We start from the raw sequence: 20281 nt of genomic DNA, 5'->3' as shown, positions 1-20281 counted from the left end.
TTTTGTTCTTTCCCCTTTAATTTAGCAATCTCTTATAGTGGACCGGAAATACCTTGTTTGCGAATCATGATGAAGTGGAAGGCCATTAAACCTAGAAGTGCTGCTGGTAAGAAGAAGACGTGAATAGCAAAGAAGCGAGTTAATGTTTGAGCGCCAACAATTTCGGAATGACCAGCGAGTAATGTTTTAATATAAGGACCAATGAGCGGTGTTTGCTCTGCAATTTGAATCCCTACTTTTGTAGCAAATAAAGCTTTCATATCCCACGGCAATAAATATCCGGTAAAACCAAGACCTAACATAACAAAGAAAATAAGAACACCAACAATCCAGTTTAACTCACGGGGCTTTTTATACGCACCTTGGAAGAAAACTCTGAGTGTATGTAAAAACATCATTACAATTACGAGACTAGCACCCCAGTGGTGCATACCACGAACAATTTGCCCATAAGCAACTTCATTTTGTAAATAGTAAACTGATTCCCAAGCATTTTTAATATCAGGCACATAATACATCGTCAAAAACATTCCAGATAAAATTTGAATTACAGTAACGAAAAAGGTAAGTCCTCCAAAGCAATAGACGAATGCAGAGAAGTGATGTGCCGGGTTTACATGTTCAGGTACTTCATGATCAGCGATATCACGCCATATTGGTGTAATATCCAATCTTTCATCCACCCAATCATAAATTTTATTTAACATCTACTTTGCACCCCCTCTTGGCTTCGCTTTTCCTAGATACAGCGTTCCATCTTTCACTTTAGACTCGTACACATCAAGCGGAGCAAGGGGTGGCGTACCTTTAATGTTAATCCCATCTTTTGTATAACGCCCCCCGTGACATGGGCAAAAGAATTGATTCGGATGTGCTTTGTCCGAATTCCAGTTAACTGTACATCCTAAATGTTTACATACTGGAGAGAACGCAACAATGTCTCCGCTTTCATCTTTATGAACCCAAGCCGATTTTGGTTCTTCAGACTTGTACCAACCATCAACCTGCTTCACTTTAAAATCGAAACGCTTCGGCTCTGTTGTAATATCCTTTACTTGCGCAACAGCAACCATATCTGTTCCCGCTTCTTTTCTTAACACCGGATCAAGCGCAAATCGCGTCATCGGCATTAAAATACCGGCAGCCATAAAGCCTCCTACCCCTGTGAGTGTGTAATTTAAAAATTGTCTTCTTGACACGCGATGTTCTTTGTCGCTCACGAAAATTTCCCCCCTCTATCAGAAATTGTCCCCTCGTGATAAATTATATAAAAAATAAAAACTAGGACACTATCATGATATAATACGCTCATGCACAGGTCAATATCATACTACTCATAATAATAAGAACTTTCTGTTTATTGCGAGTTTCCCCATTTCTCTTCCAACATCACCATTATATTTTTTATATGCGCATGAATAACTTCTCTTTTTGCTTGATCACTAAATTGTTCTAACGCTAATGAAGGAAACCAAAATAAATCTCCCTGTAATTCTTGCATATCCTTTTTCCATGAAAAATCACTTGTAACATAAGCAATATGCTTAAAACCTTCACTTCGTAAATGATTTGTCCATTCTTGCAAACGACCTTTTTCATTCTTTTGACTTTCTACCAAATACGTAAACGCAGGCAGTAAAAGCACTCTTCCTTTATACTCTCTTTCCAATTCCGTGCTCAACAATTCGATAAATTCACCTTGTTCTACAACCATTTTCATTTCTTTTGCTGCCGAAATTGATAACAGCGGTATTACTCCTGTATCAACATACTCTCTTGCTTGCTCAAACTGTTCTACATCTTTTACAATCCACTTCAAATCCCTTCCCTCCTTCACTTACAAATGACAGAACTTTCACTTTATATATATTAAACCACACTAAAAGAGGTAAAAAAAGAAAAACTACCCAATATAGGTAGTTTTTCTTTATAAAAGTCTGAAATTTGTAAAAATTAATTAATCCAAATAAATTCTATAAAGTCTTTAACTCTGCCGTTAATCTATGAAACGCTTCCTTATCTTGCTTATCTAACGCTTCATCAATTTGTTTCAAAAGGCGTTCTCTCCTAAACGAAAATACACTTTCTTCCAAAAACCTTTCTGCAAGTAAACGATCTTTTTCATTTACTTCAATATGCTTTGGTAGATATGGGTTTTCTTCTAATACAGCTACATAATTCGCATTTTGAAACGATGATTTAAAGTTGAGTTGAATATAAATATCCTCATCTCGATTTAAACGAATATCATGAAACGATTTTTCAGCATCTGTTGTCATAACATTTTGTTTAAAAAAGTGAAACGGTGTGTCTTTCACACAATTCGCTGACATCACTAAGCCACGCGGACAATATTTTGCATGCTCTACGAAGTGGACTTTATGCATCAATTGGTCGTGACTCATTAAATAATTCAGAATCCATACACATTCACGCTGTTTCAGTTGGTAATTATTCAAAAACCATTTTACAAAATCCTTCTTCTCGTTTACAGAAACAGGGGTATTCATAGCAATTAAGTCCCTCCTCTGTCTTTCTCTTTTCTTTTTAGATTCAAGAAGCGGCATTCAGTTTCCTTCCAACTTATGAAAAATCCTCTAAATTATATAACAATTCTTCAATATGAATTTGTGTCGGGTCTAGTTGTAATAACTGGGTAAATACTTCTTTCGCCTCTTTTCGTTTTCCTTCTTCCAATAAGAAATAACCGTACTCTTCTAAGAAGTCTGGATGATTCTTAAAAGAAGTATATGCACTTTCATAGTGTTTTAATGCATCCGAATACATTTCTAATTGTTTTTTTGCATACGCAAGATCCCAAAGTAGTTGTGTATCTGGTTCTCCACTATCAATAGCACGCTCTACAATTGCAATTAACTCTTCGTACTTTTCTTGTTCTTTTAAGATATATGCATATTTTAATGTTGCACCTAAATGCCCTGGATCTAACTCAAGCGCTTTTTGAAGAACTTCCTCTGCTTCTACTATTTTCCCTAATTTCGCCGCAATGTTCGCTAACTCTACATAAAATGGAACTGAAAGCTCATCTACTTTAATTCCTTCATGAAGCGTTTCATAGCTTTCTTGAAGCATTCCTTCTTTTTCATAGCTTTTCGCTAAATACATGTACAGTGATGCGTACTCAGGGTCTAATTCTTTTAGTTCTTGCCAAGCACCAATTGCTCTCTGATATTCTTCACCTTGGTATAATGTAAAGGCATATCCAAATAATGAGTGAATATCTTTTTGTTCCTCTAGGCCTGCTTCATAATAAGAAATCGCTTCTTCCCAGTTTCCGATCGCGCTTAACGTTTCTGCGAGGCGAAGTGCGATCACAACACCACCCATTACTTTATGTTCCGCTAATAGCGATTCATAATAAGTAATTGCCTTTTGTTCTTCACCTTTACTACTATATAATTCTGCTAACCCAAACGTAATAACAGGTTCATCAGGCATCATTTCTTTCGCCTTTAATAGTTTTTGCTCTGCTACATCATCAAAACCTTGCATTTGGAATAAATCTGCAACAAGTAATAACGATTGAACATATAAATCGTCATTTTCTGGAATATCATGAAGCACTTCAATCGCTTCATCTTCTTTATCTAGATCAATATATAATTCTGCTAAAAATACAGTGAATTCACTTTCTTCTGGATACAGTAAACGTAAGTCTTCAGTAATTGCTAATGCCTCATCTGTAAATCCAAGCGTATGATAGTAACGAGCGATATCATACTTCTCTTCATCATTCGCAATTTTTAATTGTTCTTTTAATAATTGTAATCCTTTTTCCGCTTCACCATTTTCAATATATGAAACAGCTTGTTCAAACTTTTGCATAAACGTCTCCTTTAATTCTAAAAAATATTCTCTTCTGTTCATTTATCATAAGCAACTCACTGTTAGAACGCAACCTTTAGAATGAGCATACTTCTTCTTATACTTCTTCTTACAGAGTAGTTAATTGTTCAAAAGGTTCGGATATGACACCGATACCTTATCATCATCTTCTATTGTACCGCTTTCTTTTATGACCGTGCAAATAACTTCTCTCACTAATTATCAAGCCATACAAACCGTGGTTTACAGAATAACTTAATTAGCAGTCTTCAACCTTTATTTTGAATGCGATAAAAAAGGCTCCTATACTAGGAGCCTTCACAATCTCTTAAGAATATGTTTCTTCTTTCTGTACTTGCTCATTTACAAGCTCTTTCAGCAACTCTATAATTTCATCATTTTCTTCCTTCAAACCGACAGTAATACGAATACCATCATCGATACCAAATGCAGCACCAGAACGAACGATATATCCTTTTTTCATTAATCGTTCGAAAGCTTCATTACCCGGTATACCAAGTTTTAAGAAAATGAAATTTGTTTGAGATGGATAATAGAATACGTTATATTCTTTACAAAATGCATAATACTGATTTAAACCTTCAGCATTCTTTTGCACACAATCTTGTAAAAAGGCTTGATCTTCTAATGCAGCGAGTGCTACAGATTGGGCTACAGTTGATGTATTGAATGGTAACCTAGCTACTTCTAGCTGTCCGATTAACTTCGCATCCCCAATCGCATATCCGATACGAAAAGCAGCTAAACCATATGCTTTTGAAAACGTGCGTAAAACCATAAGATTTTCATACTTTTCAAGAAGTGGTAATGTTTGCGGATAGTCTTCTGCTTCCGCGTATTCATAATATGCTTCGTCCATAATAACGAGAGCCGACTTAGGAACTGATTCTAAAAATGAAAGTAATTTTTGTTTCTCAACATATGTACCTGTTGGATTATTCGGATTACAAATCCAGACAATTTTCGTTTTCTCATCTACTTGCTCTAGCATTGCATCTAAATCGTGAATACCATCTTTAAGTGATACTTCACGAACTTCTGCTCCTTCAATAACAGCATGGTGATGATATTGTGAAAACGTAGGATTCGCCATTACAACGTTTGTTCCTTCATGTAGTAACGCTCGGCTAATCATTTGAATGACTTCATCTAATCCACTACCAAATAGTAGTTGTTCTGCTTTTACACCTAAATGTTCCGCTACTTTTGTCCGAAGTTCAAAGGCATATCCATCTGGATAAAGGGCATATTGGCTCGCTAAAGAAGTTAATGCTTCTGTCACACGTGCTGAACAACCGAATGGATTTTCGTTGGATGCTAATTTCACAATTTTTGATAAACCATATTCTCTTTTTACTTCTTCAATGTTTTTCCCAGGCACATACACTCTCAAAGTTAACAATTGCTCTTTCACTCTCATTTTTCTTCCCCCAGTCATTTCATTCAATTTGATTACAATACGGTTATAGCCCCTTACTGTAATCTTTTGTCATAACCGTCACTATTACGAGAATACCTCTAAATGAGCACTTCACAGCACTTCGCTATCATTTTAAACCATATCTTTTTGAAATGCCTCTAACGCAATATGAACAGTCTCATCTGAAATAGATACGACATTCACTACCCCATATTCCTGCATAAGCACCATATGAACTGCTCCTGCATTTGCTTTCTTATCTTGTTTCATCAATTGAACGAGGCGCTCTACATTCAAATCCCTTGGCATTTTTGGATAGCCGTATTTCAAGAACCACTGCTTCATATCTTCATAAGCAAGATCAACCTTGTACACTTGCTCACTTAAAAATATGGCGAATAACATTCCAACCGCTACACCGTCACCGTGAGTAATATTTCCATACCCTAGCTCTTTTTCAAGAGCATGTCCTAACGTATGTCCAAAGTTCAAATGAGCACGTACACCCTTCTCTGTTTCATCTTGTGACACAACATTTGCCTTTACAGGAATCGCCTTCGTTAATATATGGATTAACTTCTCATCATGAAGATCCGCTAATGTTTGCACTTCTTCTTTTAACCAATGGTATAGCTCCACATCACCGATAAGAGCATGCTTTATCACCTCTGCATAACCTGAACGCCACTCTTTTTCAGGAAGAGACTGTAAAAACGGTGTATGATATACAACTGCTTCTGGCTGATGGAATGCACCAATCATATTTTTACCTAACGGATGGTTAATCGCTACTTTCCCACCCACAGCGCTATCGTGCGCTAATAAAGTTGTCGGAACCTGCACAAAGCGAATACCACGCATAAACGATGCAGCAACAAAACCAGCTAAATCTCCAATCATTCCGCCTCCAAGTGCAAGAATTAAAGAATTTCTATCTAATTTATTTTCAAGAGCCGACGTATGAGCCGCATAGAAATTTTCGAAAGACTTCTCTTTTTCGCCACTTGGTACAACAAACGAAAACACGTGCTGCTCTACTTGTAATGCATCGATAACTGTCTGTAAATGTAGTGATGCAACAGCTTCATCTGAAATGATCATTACGTTAGATACCGCTGGCTGCATATTTTGAACGATCGTTGTTAAGTTTGACAACGCTTCTTTACCAACATGTACATCATATTCTTTTGATTTCGTTTGAATATGTATGTTTCCCATTAAAATCCCCTCGCATATTCATTATGTTTCTCAATATTTTCACGAATTAGTTCCATACGATCTAATCCGAATTGTTCTATTAAAGCTGTCGCTAATTCCCAAGCCACAACCGCTTCTGCAACGACACTAGCTGCTGGCACTGCACAACTATCTGAACGTTCAATACTCGCTGTAAAAGGCTCTTTCGTATCAATATCTACACTTTGAAGAGGTTTATAAAGTGTAGGTATCGGTTTCATCACACCGCGCACAACAATTGGCATTCCAGTCGTCATACCGCCTTCTAGTCCACCTGCATTATTTGTTCTTCGTGTATATCCATGCTCCTCATCCCACAGAATTTCATCATGAACTTCACTTCCTGGTCTATGCGCTGCTTCAAAACCAATTCCAATCTCGACACCTTTAAAAGCATTAATACTCATAATTGCAGCTGCTAATTTCGCATCCAGTTTTCGATCATAATGCACGTAGCTACCTACTCCAATTGGCATCCCTTCCACAATTACTTCAACGATTCCACCAATTGAATCACCATTTGCTTTCGCATCATCAATCGCTTTCATCATTTGGTTACCAGCTTCTTCATCTAAGCAACGTACAGGAGATGCTTCTGTAATACTCTTTAATTCTTCAATTGAACTATACGTAATCTCCTTAGCTTGTACACCGCCAATTTCAATTACATGGCCCGCCACTTTAATACCAAGTTCTGCTAACACCTTTTTAGCAACCGCACCAGCAGCAACACGCACCGTCGTTTCGCGCGCTGACGAACGTTCCAGTACATTCCTCATATCTCTATGACCATATTTAATCGCACCATTTAAATCAGCATGCCCAGGCCTTGGTTTTGTCACTTTCCTTTTCATCTCTTTTTCTTCTTGCTCAGTTAAAGGCTCCGCCCCCATAATTTTTGTCCAGTGTGCAAAATCACGATTTTCAACAACAAGTGCAATAGGGGAACCTAATGTTTCTCCATGTCTAACACCACTTAAAATTTGCACTTGATCCGTTTCTATTTGCATGCGTCTACCGCGCCCATATCCCTTTTGCCTTCTAGCTAACTCTTCGTTTATATCATCTGCTACTAAAGACAATCCTGCCGGAACACCTTCTATAATCGTTGTAAGTTGTGGACCATGAGATTCACCAGCTGTAATATATCGCATACGTTATTCCTCTTTTCGTATATGTATTTATCTCACTATATTAACTTTTATCATTCTAAAAATATTAAAGAAATTATATCATAAATCGACCATTTTCTTATTCTATATTTCCGATAGGCCTAATTTAAATATCAACATATCATAACAGCTCAAACTTCGTAACTAACTGAAAATAAAAAAAGTGCAAGAAGAATACCCCTATTCTCCTTGCACTTTTTACTATTATCACAGTGATTAAAGCGTTTACAAATTATTTCAAAATAATTAGTAAATCCATTCATTCATTAATTTTGAGTAGTCAACTAATTCTTCTTCTTTAAAGAAAATAGCAATCTCGCGCTCTGCGCTTTCTAAAGAATCAGAACCATGGATAATGTTTTTCGCAACAGTTACACCGAAATCTCCACGAATTGTTCCAGGAGCTGCTTCATGTGGTCTTGTTTTCCCCATCATGTTACGCGCTGTATCTACTACACCTTCACCTTGCCATACCATTGCGAACACAGGTCCAGATGTAATAAAGTCTACTAACTCACCAAAGAAAGGTTTTTCCTTATGCTCAGCGTAGTGTTGTCCAGCAATTTCCGGAGTGACTTGCATTAATTTTGCACCAACTAATTGAAAGCCTTTTTTCTCAAAACGAGCTACAATTTCCCCAATGAAGGCACGTTGTACACCGTCTGGTTTTACCATTAGAAATGTTTTTTCCATAAAAAATCTCTCCACTTCTGAATTATGTATGTAATTGTATATCCCCACACACATATTATCACCCTTATCACAATTGTGCAATAGTTTTGAAATAGAGAGATTATTTTATTTTTTAGAATAAACATTAAAATTTTCGTTTTCCAATATACTTTGCAACATTTTGTAATGCGTACTTTGCTTTTCCACGTGGGAGTGGTTTTATTATTTCTAAAGCTTTATGTAAATAACGTTCACTAAATGCAAATGCTTGATCAATTGCTGTACTATTTTTTACAGCATCAATAATTTCTTGTATTTCACTTGCTGTTGAATTTTCATGTACAGATGTGATTTTCTGACGAAGTACGGGATCTTCCATCGCATATAGAGCAGGAAGTGTAATATTCCCTTGTAGTAAATCTCCGCCAGCAGGTTTTCCAAGTTTCTCTTCTGTAGAAACGAAGTCTAAAATGTCATCAATAATTTGATAAGACATTCCTACAAAATACCCATACCAAAATAGACGATTTACCGTATCACGATTAGCACCAGCAGCAATCGCTCCCAATTGACAACTCGCGGCAATTAATAATGCTGTTTTTCGCTTTATTCTTCTTAAATACGTTCTTAAATTTTGGTTATAATTGTATTTATCTTTAATTTGTTCAATTTCACCTTTACAGACTTCTAAAATAGTATGTGATAACGCTTGATGCGCCTCTGGAATTTCGATATTTGTTATACATTCAAGAGACTTAGCGAACAGATAGTCCCCTGTATACATCGCAATACGATCTCCCCATTTCGCATTCACAGTCGCACTGCCGCGTCGTAAAAATGCAGCATCAATAACATCATCGTGAACAAGAGAAGCCATATGAATAAGTTCTAACGCAACAGCAACATGCTTAATCGCATCTAACTTATAATCTCCAAATTTCCCTGCAAGCAACACAAATACAGGACGAATTCGTTTCCCACCAGCTTCAATAAGCTGTAATGCTGCCTCTTCTACTAATGGCTGTTCAGAAGCGACTGTCTTTTTTAATTCTTTTTCTATCACATTAATATCCGATCGTAAAAAAGAGTACATAAGTTGTAACTTCATATTGTTCACCTTAACCTAAAACTTCTTTTTTCTATTTTGATTCTGGTTTAATACCTAAATGCATCGCTGCTACCCCAAAAGTAAATGGTTTCACTTGCACACGTTCAAGTCCAGCTTGCTCAAACATTTGAGCCAATTCTTTCATCCCTGGGAACGTACTAGCAGATTCTTGAAGCCATGAATACTCTTTATAACTTTTCGCAAACATCTTTCCAAATAACGGCATGATATATTTAAAGTATAAAATATACCCTTGTCGAAAACCAATCATTGTTGGTTGAGATGTTTCTAAACAGATTACTTTTCCACCTGGTTTTACTACACGCGTCATTTCTTTTAATACGTGCATATAATCCGGTACGTTACGTAAACCAAACCCAATCGTCACATAATCAAACGTATTATCTTCAAACGGAAGTTCCATTGCATTCCCATGTAGAAGTTCTACTTGTTTTAATTGTAACGCCTCTACCTTTTGCTTACCGACAGATAACATATTTTCACTGAAGTCTAAGCCAACAACCTTTCCTTGTTCACCTACGGCTCCAGCTAGCGCAATTGTCCAATCTGCGGTTCCACAGCATACATCAAGCGCTTGACTGCCTGGTTGTACATCCATAATTCGCATCGTTTCTTTACGCCACGCTTTATGTCTTTGAAAACTAATTACAGAATTCATCACATCGTATTTATCAGAAATCTTTTCAAATACGTCATGTACTCTTTCTTCTTTTGATTGTTGCATGCTCGTACCTTCTTCCAATGTAAAATTGCTTATGTCTTCTATTTATTCCTTAACACAGAATTTATTTCATTTATGTCTGTGTGATTTTCTAAAAAATTTTTTTCTTTCTTTCTCAATTCCTTCATCCAACCATTAATCACTACTTCTGCTTTATCCCCTAAAGCATCTTGCATAGCTTGAAAAACAGGTGAATGTTGCTTATCAGCATACAATTGAATTTCTTTTTGAAGGCGATTTCCACCTAATACGTATGTGATAAATGGCTTCCAATGTGATAAATGAAAATGATCACATGTTTTTTGAAGGAGCGCAGACTCAATCGTTACTACGCTTTTCATTATGTCATCCGTCGTTTCATGCGCTTTTTGGTATAACATAATTTTGTGTTCATTTATCTCTTTAATTCCTTCAGCAAGTGCACGAATTAAAACAATATCACGATTCATAGACAATAAATAATAATATAGTCCACTATAGTAATCGCCTGCAAGTACTGTTAATTGACGACATTTATGGAATTCAATCTCTTCCTCGCCTGCTTTATTTGATACCCTTTCATGCGTATCAAGCGCAATTTGTACAAGCATAATTGTTACTACGTAATGCTCAATTTGTTCTATATGTAAGTTTGCACTCTTTAAAGCACCATATAACAATGCTATCTTTTCTTCATCAATAAATGGTTCTTCAATATAGTTTATAAAGTAAGGATGGCGTAATTTCTCCATCAATTTTTCTTTTATACCCGCATACCCTCCGTAGATGTCACACACAAAAAATCACCCTTGTTTTCTAATTCATAAAACTTATTATAACACATACACTCTATTTTCTATAACCAAAACTTGGCTACACCTGCCATTCATGTAAGCAATCTTTCTAATCTCACTCTGTCTAGTTAAAACTATATCATTTATTTACTAAAAAAAAAAAGAAAAGCAGTTTCCCGCTTTTCTTTACTTCGTTTTAATAAACGATAAAATTTCACTGCGCGCTGCAGCATCATTTTCAAGCACACCACGCACTGCTGTCGTTACTGTTTTCGCACCTGGTTTTTTTACACCACGCATCGTCATACACATATGTTCTGCTTCTACTACTACCATTACACCATGAGGCTCTAGTACTTCCATAATAGAGTTCGCTACTGTTGATGTAATACGTTCTTGCAGTTGTGGGCGACGTGCAATTGTATCTACGGTACGAGCTAATTTACTTAACCCTGTCACCTTTCCACCTTGCGGAATATATGCAACGTGAGCAACTCCATAGAATGGAACTAAATGATGCTCACACATCGAATAAAATGGTATATCTTTTACTAGTACAAGCTCTTCGTGATCTTCTCCGAATACTTTATGCAAATGCTCTTTCGGATCTTCATGCATACCTGAGAACACTTCTGCGTACATTTTTGCAACACGCTTTGGTGTATCAAGTACTCCCTCACGATTTGGGTCATCCCCAATCGCCTCTAAAATAAGGCGTACTGCATGTTCAATTTGTTCTAAATTAACTTTTGCCATCCGCTAGCCCTCCCGAAAACCTAAAAGTGATACGAACACATTCTAGCATATTTATGTTTTTAAAAGCAAAAAGAAGAGTTCCCAAAAAGGAAACTCTTCTTCCCTGTTAATATGTAAGGATTATTTAACCGCATCTTTTAACGCTTTACCAGGTTTGAATGCAGGTACTTTACTTGCAGCGATTTCAATCTCCTCACCTGTTTGTGGGTTACGACCTTTACGAGCCGCACGCTCACGAACTTCGAAGTTACCGAATCCGATCAGTTGTACTTTATCACCTTGTTTTAAAGCTTCTAAGATAGAATCAAAAACAGCGTCTACTGCTTTTGTTGCGTCCTTTTTAGAAAGGGAACTTGCTTCTGCAACAGCATTGATTAAATCTGTCTTGTTCATGCCATTCACCTCCTCCCAAAGATAAGACTGTATAATGATCATAAAATGAGTCTTACTTTCATTTGTAGGCAATTTTTGCAAATTCTATACTACAAAGATGTAGATAAATCATTATCAACGCCTATATTATACGATTCTCCTTTATAATTCAATATTTTTAAGGAAATTGTTACTCTGAAAATGTGAAAATCTGATGAAACTTGACAATTTACAACAATGTATTAGATAATGACTGTTTATTTTTCTATTTTATAATCAAAAAAACAAAAAATCCCTCTACAGTGAGAGGGATTTTTTCTTATAGTATAATCGCAATTAATCCGCCAGATCCTTCATTAATAATTCTTTCTAGCGTTTCTTTTAATTTATATCTAGCATTTTCTGGCATTAAAGATAATTTCGCCTGAATTCCTTCTCGAACAATCGAGCTAAGTGAACGTCCAAATATATCAGAATTCCAAATTGATAACGGGTCATCTTCAAAATCTTGCATTAAATAACGAACTAATTCTTCACTTTGCTTTTCAGTACCAATAATCGGCTCAAACGTTGACTCTACATCTACTTTAATCATATGAATAGATGGCGCTACCGCTTTTAACTTCACACCAAACCTTGAACCGTGACGAATAATTTCTGGCTCATCTAAGCTCATATCCGCTAATGCAGGCGCTGCTACACCATATCCTGTTTGCTTAACCATACGCAGTGCATCCGCCACTTGATCGTACTCTATTTTCGCATGAGATAAATCGAGCATAAGCTTTAATAAATGATCTTTCCCTCGAATTTCTACTCCTACTACTTCTTTTAAAATCTGATCATATAATTCATCTGGCGCATATAAATCAATCTCCGCCACACCTTGCCCCATATCAATGCCAGCTAGGCTCGCTCGATCAATAAATTCATATTGACTAAACTGCCAAACAACGCGATCCACATCACGAAGACGTTTTATATCCTTCACAGTTTCTTGAACTGCTTCTTGATAACTTTGACGCAACCAATGCCCTTCATTTAGCACCATTACCCAGCTCGGAAGGTTCACATTCACTTCTAATACAGGGAATTCAAATAGCGCTTCACGAAGTACATTATATACATCTGTTTCTCTTAAACTCTCCACACTCATTGCAATAACCGGGATATCATATTCTTCTGATAAACTTTGGCGTAATTGCTCTGTATCTGGATGATACGGCTGTACCGTATTAATTATCATAATGAAAGGTTTTCCTACTTCTTTCAACTCATTTACAACGCGTTCTTCTGCCTCTATATAATCTCTTCTTGGAATTTCACCAATTGTTCCATCTGTTGTAATTACAACACCAATTGTTGAATGTTCTTGAATTACTTTACGCGTGCCGATTTCTGCAGCTTCATGGAATGGAATAGGTTCTTCATACCAAGGGGTATTAATCATGCGTGGGCCATTCTCATCTTCATAGCCCTTCGCTCCAGGAACCGTATATCCAACACAATCTACTAATCGAATATTCACTTCAAGTCCTTCATCTACTTCGATAGAAACCGCTTGGTTTGGAACAAACTTCGGTTCCGTCGTCATAATTGTACGACCAGCAGCACTTTGAGGCAATTCATCCTGCGCTCTTTGACGGTCAGACTCATTCTCAATGTTTGGAATAACTACAAGTTCCATAAATTTTTTAATGAATGTTGATTTCCCTGTTCGAACAGCTCCTACAACTCCAAAATAAATATCACCGCCTGTTCGTTCTGCAATATCTTTAAAAATATCTACCTTTTCCAAGTGATTCCCTCCCTCAAAATTTTTGGGAATAATTCCGCGTTTATAGTCAACTAATACCTTCTCTAACGTTGCCTATAATATCTGATATAATATAATGGTATTCTAGAAGTTCGGACAATATATCATATAATTTTGTCCAATTTCATATGACTATTAAAAAATATCTTTTGTTTGCATCGTAAGTTGTATAACATAAAAAACCTTTCTTCTAGAACTTATTCACTAAAAGAAAGGTTCATGACTTATCATTTTAAAAAAATTGGTTCTCCATCCTTTACTGTGTACGGTAAAGAATAAGCTGGTACAAACGGGGAACCTTTCGAAAGTATATTTCGAATATCTTCTCCCTCCGTAAACTGCCCTTCATTTTTTTTCAAAGCGTCATATAAGTCGATTCTATAATCAACAAAAACTTCTCCTTTTTCATTAATTACAAAAGGAAGTCCTTTACCAGAATATGGGCTTGTCACTTGTGGCACATCTTTATATCCTAGTTTTTTGAAATCCAATTCATATACACCATCTGAAATTACTTTTTTAAAAGGTGGATATTGATGTTCATCACGATATATCCTAAGCTTTAAAGATAGTTCCTGAATTTGTTCAGCCATCCTAACATCAATTAACTTTACTGTTGGATTTGTTTCAACGTCTATTAATACGTATTGATATACTCCTCCACTTTCATACGCATTCCCTGGCGCTTCTTGTATGTAACGCGGGGCAATCTGTTGAAAATCGATCGGATACTTTTGATAAATAGGTGTACTCATATCCCTCGTCTTAATTGGCAATATCCCATCATTTTGCTCCTTAAATGTCACAACAGCTTTTTGAACAACCTGTAGCTGATCTTCATAAGGAACCGCATTTTGCTTCATATTTTCTTTCGGATACAGACACCCCGTTAAAAGGCTCATACAACAAAATATTAAAATAATATGTAATTTTTTCACTAGCATCACCTTTTCATACTAATCTAATTTGCTCTGTATGTAGTATTTTCGAGACCATTCCATTTACTGCTGTACAGGTCCACTAAATACAACAAGAAAAATAACAATTCCTGACACAATCATAAGGGTGTACGCTACTAACGCTGTAATCCCTTTCAAAAATTTATTCTTTATTTTATGTCTACTTAATAAAATAAAACTTACTGCAAAAAACATAAATCCAATTGCCCCTAAAGCTAACCACATTTTCATAAGCCCTTCTGACATATACACACCCCTTTTTATTAATCTATTTTTATACTATTTTAACAAATTAAAATCTTTAAACAAATACAAAAAGAACATTTTACTACAAATTGCGAATATATAACTTTAATCAATAGGTTTTCCAGCATTTCTCACCAATCTAAGCAAAAATAAAACCGAAGCGATTGTATCTCTCGCTTCGGTTGACCAAATATGCCCAAAAACAGCTCTATTCCCATTCTTTCATGGCTATCATATGCAATCTACAAACTCTTTGTTTCTCATAATTTATTTTTTAAACATTTTGCTTAACGAGCCAAAATCTGTTGGCATATTATTATTAATAATCGCTTTTACAATTTGATCCTCTTGCTCTTTCGGCACTTCACGTCCCGCCATAAGAGCCACTTGATGAATTAATTGACGAAGTACAGTTTCATCACGTAAATTCGCATTTTGCACAGATGATGCTAATTTAAAAATATCCTCTTTATTTACTTTCGCTTCCTTCTCAATATTATTAAAAATGTTATTATCCATTCTTTTCACCCTCTCCTCAAGTTACTCTTCATCCTATGCAAAAATGAAAAAATGGTGAAAAGACCCAAAAAATAAAAAAAGCGACAGAAGTACAAATGTACTTCTGTCGCTTTTCTTTACAGTAAATCAGGTATAGCTTCCACTTCATGTTTTCGAACACGTCCCATCAATGAGCCTACCGCATCTTTTACGTTATTCCCATTGAACAGCACGTCATATAAAGCAGCTGTAATCGGCATTTCAACTTCCATTTTCTCTGCCAATTCATGAGCAGCTTTCGTTGTTCTTACACCTTCCACAACCATACCCATGCTTTCTAACACTTCTTCTAAAGAGTGTCCTTTTCCAAGCATATTTCCAGCGCGCCAATTTCGGCTATGAACACTTGTACAAGTTACAATTAAGTCTCCCATACCAGTTAGACCAGCAAACGTTAACGGATTCCCGCCCATTTTTCTTCCTAAACGAGCAATCTCTGTTAAACCACGTGTCATCAATGCCGCCTTTGCATTATCACCTAATCCAAGACCATCAGTTATACCAGCAGCTAATGCGATAATATTTTTTAACGCACCACCAAGTTCAACTCCAACGATATCTGGATTTGTGTATACACGGAAATAACTATTCATAAATAAATCTTGTACTTCCTCAGCCGCTTCCATACGCTTTGCTGCAGACGTAACTGTTGTCGCTTGTCGTAAACCGACTTCTTCAGCATGACTCGGTCCAGACAGTACAACAACATCTTTAATTAAGTGCTCTGGAATTTCTTCCTCAATCACTTCCGAAATACGTTTTGACGTACCAGGTTCAATTCCTTTGCTCGCATGAATCCAAGTAATTGGTTCAGTAACAATTTCTTTCATCTCTTGTAATACATCTCTGTACGCTTTCGTTGGTACTACTAACAGTACTGTATTTACATCTACTAATGCTTCTTCTAAAGAAGAGTAGGCTACGATCGTGCTTGGCAATGTAATGCCTGGGAGATATCGACTATTCTCATGTTTCGTATTAATTTCATCCATAAGTTCTGGGCGATTTCCCCAAATACGTACATCATGTCCATTGTCAGCTAATACCATCGCTAACGCTGTTCCCCAGCTACCTGCTCCTACTACTGTGATTTTTGTCATAAAATCACATCCTCTCCATTAGTCTCTTGCTCTAGCGATAATGTGAATCGGCGTTCCTACGAAGCCAAATGATTCACGTAAGCGATTCTTTAAGAAACGCTCATATGAGAAGTGCAATAATTCTGGATCGTTTACAAACACAACAAATGTCGGTGGTTTTACCGCAACTTGTGTTGCATAGAAAATTTTCAGACGGCTACCATTATGAGTTGGCGTCGGATTCATCGCTACCGCATCCATAATTACATCGTTTAATACGTTCGTTTGAATACGGATACTATGACTTTCATTTACCTCATCGATAACCGGTATTAATGTTTGTGTACGTTTTCTTGTTTTTGCAGATAAGAAAACAATTGGTGCGTATTCTAAGAATTGGAAATGAGCACGGATATTTTCTTCAAATGCTTTCATTGTTTTTTCGTCTTTTTTCACTGCATCCCATTTATTTACAACGATAACAACAGCTCGCCCTGAATCATGAGCATATCCAGCGATTTTTTTATCTTGCTCAATAATTCCTTCTTCACCATCTAAAACGACTAAAACAACGTCAGAACGTTCAATCGCTCTTAGCGCACGAAGTACACTATATTTTTCTGTACTTTCATACACTTTTCCTTTTTTACGCATACCAGCTGTATCAATAATTACATAATCTTTTCCATCTTTACTATATGGTGTATCGACAGCATCACGAGTTGTTCCTGCTACATTACTAACAATTACACGCTCTTGACCAAGAAGAGCATTTACAAGTGATGATTTTCCTACGTTTGGACGTCCAATTAAAGAGAAACGAATTGTGTCTTCATCATATCCATCTTCTTCAATCTTTGGAAAATGTTGTGCAGCTTCGTCTAGTAAGTCACCTAACCCTAATCCGTGTGTACCTGAAATTGGGAATGGTTCGCCAAATCCTAATGCATAAAAGTCATAAATGTCACTGCGCATTTCCGGATTGTCCACTTTATTTACTGCAAGTACAACCGGTTTATTTGAACGATATAAAATTTTTGCAACTTCTTCATCAGCTGCTGTTACACCGTCACGACCGTTTGTCATAAAAATGATAACATCCGCTTCATCAATTGCTACTTCAGCTTGTTGACGAATTTGTGTCAAAAACGGCTCGTCTCCAATATCAATTCCGCCCGTATCAATAATGTTAAATTCATGATTTAACCATTCTCCAGCGCTATAAATACGATCGCGCGTTACACCTGGAATATCTTCTACGATTGAAACTCTTTCTCCAACAATTCTATTGAAAATAGTAGATTTCCCTACGTTCGGGCGACCTACTATCGCTATTACTGGTTTCGGCATATACTTTCATCCTTTCAACTTGCTTCTGTTTATTATGTAAAAAACCCTTCTTTGTGCAAGAAGGGATTTGCATTCCAGAATATTTCTCAACGTATCAAAACACCTCACATTATAACACACGTTGCTAATGTTTCACAATAATATATACATTCTCTTGTAAGCGATGTGCAATACCATCTAAAATTGCCTCTAAATTATTTGCAACAAATTCTAGTTCCTCTGTCGATTCGCAAACGAATAAAGGAGCACCACCTGCAAATTTTTCTGGAGTCGTTGTTATAACTGCCAGAATAACACTTTCTAACATCATCTCTTATCTCCCCTTCCTTTCGGGGCTTCCGATGACATATGGACAGCACTTTCTAACGTTGGTACATTTCCTATGACACCTATCGCTTTCTCTGCATCTTGATCTTGCGGCAGGACAAAAATCCCAACCCTGCCATCTTCTAAATCACGCTTTGCTAACGGTACAAGCGCTGGTGTACCAGAATCTCTATAAATCCCTAACGCTACTGAAACATCGTGTAAAATAGCTTGTCGTTGCCCTAAATTTGAGATTGTAACCATCGCATCAATTGATTTCGGCTTTAAAATAAAACCCATACCATATTTCATAATTTCTTCTTGTCTTGCTGGCAATCCAATATTCATAATGTAAATATTATCAATATATAGCCCCGCTCCTTCAAACCGAAGCGGAACATGCTCGATATCAACAAGATCATGTAACCTTCTGCCAGACATTAATTTTTTCGCAATAAAAAATGCGATGATCGCCATAATTACTCCAGCAATCCACGAACGAAACCCTATATATGCAAACGTCGTCACAAACGACGTTAACATTGCCAAATAGTTGCGACTTTCAAAAACTAATGCAATTCCTTCAATGTATGTATTTCCACGCGGTACGAGCTCATACCCATCTAATTGTTGAAGCGTATTTCTTTCCATATTACGTACATCACGAAATTGTGTCGCTGCTAATGTAAGAAATGTAATGGCAGAAAAATCTTTTTTCAAAATAGACGGGATTGCAATCGCTCCTAAAGCAGCTGCAATTAACCCCATTGCAATATGAATAATTTTCCCATGTAGCCTCGTCGGATATTGCCGCGTATCTGTCCGAAGCATTAGCACCCTTGTAACTGTCCCCGCTATTACGCCGCATAAAATGGCTGGTGTATATTCAGTCATGTATTACCCTCGCCTTTCTTTTACGTGTTTTTCTCTTAAACCGTTCCATGTATACTGATGCTTTTGCAATCCAAAACAATATTGCCATGAATAATGTAGAAATGGCGACGATATCAAAAAATGCTAAACTACCGTAATCATATGGAAAATTCAATTTCCTAAAAATAAATGTCACTAGCAGCTCTCCTTGTAACATCCCTACATATAGAGAACATAATCGTAATATGCGATCTCCATGCAATAACACCGATGCATACACAAGAGCACTACTTAGCAGAAACACTCTATCCACCACAATCCAAATCGGATCATATATTTCTAACAGATGAAAACTTGTATATAACATTGCAATAATAAGCGCCGAAAGTAAGCTATATAATTTTTTCCAGACAGAATATAGCGTGATCCCTATAAAAGAAATAATACAAAGTAAAAGAGCATTTACTGATACCACGAATGAGGCGATCGTTACATGTAACGGAGAGCAAATTATAAAAATCAGTATACAAGCGCCTAACTTCCACCGAATAAGGTCCTTTTTCATAAAAAAGGTTACAATGATCCACCCTATCCAAGCTACAAAATAAAAAGTACTTCCATCCATCAACTTCACCTCCTATGTTTTCCATTATGGGAACTTTTTATGAAAGTTAATCCACTTTATTTACGCATAGTTTTTTCTTATAACAGCAACACTTTTAACAAGGAGGTGTTATTCATTATGGGTAAAGATCGCCAAGAACGAAAACTACGAGAATCACGCCGCGTTGAATCCGATCGTGATCAATCACTACAATATCCAGGTGCAACTGGACTTGATACACCAGAACAGGCTCGAAAACAAAACCAGCACTAATTAATGCAAAAAGACGGTTTCGATATTGTACGAAACCGTCTTTTACATAATCAGTTTAATGTTTTCTATTTATATTGAAATAATATTTTGCACACTATA

General features: G+C 36.5%; 24 protein-coding genes. 1 reads left to right on the top strand and 23 read right to left on the bottom strand.

From position 1 onward, the window contains the following. Positions 1-32 precede the first annotated feature (32 nt). The 23 genes from qcrB to NST27_RS07540 all read right to left on the bottom strand — a co-directional run bounded on the left by qcrB (position 33) and on the right by NST27_RS07540 (position 19930). Entirely contained in the window at positions 33-707 is a 675-nt protein-coding gene (gene qcrB / locus NST27_RS07650; RefSeq protein WP_000932700.1) for a menaquinol-cytochrome c reductase cytochrome b subunit, read from the bottom strand. Continuing rightward, complete coding sequence (gene qcrA, locus NST27_RS07645; RefSeq protein ID WP_001280593.1) at positions 708-1220, bottom strand: menaquinol-cytochrome c reductase iron-sulfur subunit; 513 nt, start codon at positions 1218-1220, stop codon at positions 708-710. Positions 1221-1357: 137 nt separating this feature from the next. Further along, entirely contained in the window at positions 1358-1819 is a 462-nt protein-coding gene (locus NST27_RS07640) for a YpiF family protein (protein ID WP_000871315.1), read from the bottom strand. Between the two features lie 154 nt (positions 1820-1973). Then, entirely contained in the window at positions 1974-2510 is a 537-nt protein-coding gene (locus tag NST27_RS07635; RefSeq protein WP_001095925.1) for a ReoY family proteolytic degradation factor, read from the bottom strand. Between the two features lie 73 nt (positions 2511-2583). After that, positions 2584-3846 (bottom strand): tetratricopeptide repeat protein, encoded by a 1263-nt coding sequence (locus NST27_RS07630; protein WP_001168671.1) that lies wholly within the window; start codon positions 3844-3846, stop codon positions 2584-2586. 328 nt (positions 3847-4174) lie between these two features. Then, on the bottom strand, positions 4175-5287 hold the full coding sequence (gene hisC, locus NST27_RS07625) for a histidinol-phosphate transaminase (RefSeq protein WP_001264045.1): 1113 nt from the start codon (positions 5285-5287) through the stop codon (positions 4175-4177). Between the two features lie 132 nt (positions 5288-5419). Further along, positions 5420-6505, bottom strand: a complete 1086-nt coding sequence (aroB, locus tag NST27_RS07620; protein ID WP_000526813.1) for a 3-dehydroquinate synthase — start codon at positions 6503-6505, stop codon at positions 5420-5422. Continuing rightward, a complete protein-coding gene (aroC, locus tag NST27_RS07615) occupies positions 6505-7677 on the bottom strand; it encodes a chorismate synthase (protein ID WP_001269386.1) in 1173 nt (390 codons plus the stop codon). The genes aroB and aroC overlap by 1 nt, the downstream gene beginning before the upstream one ends. A gap of 264 nt (positions 7678-7941) precedes the next feature. Next, positions 7942-8388 carry a nucleoside-diphosphate kinase gene (gene ndk / locus NST27_RS07610; protein ID WP_000415883.1) on the bottom strand — a complete coding sequence of 149 codons (447 nt, stop codon included), beginning with the start codon at positions 8386-8388 and terminating at the stop codon, positions 7942-7944. 124 nt (positions 8389-8512) lie between these two features. After that, positions 8513-9475, bottom strand: a complete 963-nt coding sequence (hepT, locus tag NST27_RS07605; RefSeq protein ID WP_000776086.1) for a heptaprenyl diphosphate synthase component II — start codon at positions 9473-9475, stop codon at positions 8513-8515. A gap of 31 nt (positions 9476-9506) precedes the next feature. Beyond that, positions 9507-10220 (bottom strand): 2-heptaprenyl-1,4-naphthoquinone methyltransferase, encoded by a 714-nt coding sequence (gene menG, locus NST27_RS07600; protein ID WP_001187674.1) that lies wholly within the window; start codon positions 10218-10220, stop codon positions 9507-9509. A 38-nt stretch (positions 10221-10258) separates the two neighbouring features. Further along, positions 10259-10993, bottom strand: coding sequence for a heptaprenyl diphosphate synthase component 1 (locus tag NST27_RS07595; protein ID WP_000332852.1), 735 nt, complete (start codon positions 10991-10993; stop codon positions 10259-10261). A gap of 183 nt (positions 10994-11176) precedes the next feature. Further along, positions 11177-11746 carry a GTP cyclohydrolase I FolE gene (folE, locus tag NST27_RS07590; protein ID WP_001151482.1) on the bottom strand — a complete coding sequence of 190 codons (570 nt, stop codon included), beginning with the start codon at positions 11744-11746 and terminating at the stop codon, positions 11177-11179. Between the two features lie 120 nt (positions 11747-11866). Continuing rightward, positions 11867-12139: an HU family DNA-binding protein gene (locus NST27_RS07585; protein ID WP_001043860.1), complete on the bottom strand. Its 273-nt coding sequence runs from the start codon at positions 12137-12139 to the stop codon at positions 11867-11869. A 298-nt stretch (positions 12140-12437) separates the two neighbouring features. Next, entirely contained in the window at positions 12438-13916 is a 1479-nt protein-coding gene (gene spoIVA / locus NST27_RS07580) for a stage IV sporulation protein A (RefSeq protein ID WP_000416519.1), read from the bottom strand. A 245-nt stretch (positions 13917-14161) separates the two neighbouring features. Further along, entirely contained in the window at positions 14162-14872 is a 711-nt protein-coding gene (locus NST27_RS07575; protein WP_000733111.1) for a hypothetical protein, read from the bottom strand. A gap of 63 nt (positions 14873-14935) precedes the next feature. Further along, positions 14936-15139 (bottom strand): DUF2768 domain-containing protein, encoded by a 204-nt coding sequence (locus NST27_RS07570; RefSeq protein ID WP_001289004.1) that lies wholly within the window; start codon positions 15137-15139, stop codon positions 14936-14938. A 267-nt stretch (positions 15140-15406) separates the two neighbouring features. Beyond that, positions 15407-15658 (bottom strand): stage VI sporulation protein F, encoded by a 252-nt coding sequence (locus tag NST27_RS07565; protein ID WP_000369754.1) that lies wholly within the window; start codon positions 15656-15658, stop codon positions 15407-15409. A 116-nt stretch (positions 15659-15774) separates the two neighbouring features. Then, positions 15775-16797: an NAD(P)H-dependent glycerol-3-phosphate dehydrogenase gene (locus NST27_RS07560; RefSeq protein ID WP_000161763.1), complete on the bottom strand. Its 1023-nt coding sequence runs from the start codon at positions 16795-16797 to the stop codon at positions 15775-15777. An 18-nt stretch (positions 16798-16815) separates the two neighbouring features. Further along, a complete protein-coding gene (der, locus tag NST27_RS07555) occupies positions 16816-18126 on the bottom strand; it encodes a ribosome biogenesis GTPase Der (RefSeq protein WP_001125893.1) in 1311 nt (436 codons plus the stop codon). Positions 18127-18250: 124 nt separating this feature from the next. Continuing rightward, positions 18251-18436, bottom strand: a complete 186-nt coding sequence (locus tag NST27_RS07550; RefSeq protein ID WP_000979059.1) for a capping complex subunit for YIEGIA — start codon at positions 18434-18436, stop codon at positions 18251-18253. Next, complete coding sequence (locus NST27_RS07545; protein ID WP_000141601.1) at positions 18433-19326, bottom strand: YIEGIA family protein; 894 nt, start codon at positions 19324-19326, stop codon at positions 18433-18435. The genes NST27_RS07550 and NST27_RS07545 overlap by 4 nt, the downstream gene beginning before the upstream one ends. Next, a complete protein-coding gene (locus NST27_RS07540; RefSeq protein WP_000349095.1) occupies positions 19319-19930 on the bottom strand; it encodes a YphA family membrane protein in 612 nt (203 codons plus the stop codon). The genes NST27_RS07545 and NST27_RS07540 overlap by 8 nt, the downstream gene beginning before the upstream one ends. A gap of 117 nt (positions 19931-20047) precedes the next feature. Here NST27_RS07540 and NST27_RS07535 point away from each other — a divergent pair, with 117 nt between their 5' ends. Continuing rightward, positions 20048-20182 carry a YpzI family protein gene (locus tag NST27_RS07535; RefSeq protein ID WP_000513900.1) on the top strand — a complete coding sequence of 45 codons (135 nt, stop codon included), beginning with the start codon at positions 20048-20050 and terminating at the stop codon, positions 20180-20182. The last annotated feature ends 99 nt before the right edge of the window (positions 20183-20281 follow it).

This window comes from Bacillus sp. FSL W8-0770, assembly GCF_038008705.1.
GTDB classification, from domain to species: Bacteria; Bacillota; Bacilli; order Bacillales; family Bacillaceae_G; genus Bacillus_A; species Bacillus_A cereus.
This window is presented reverse-complemented; position numbering and strand designations above follow the sequence as displayed.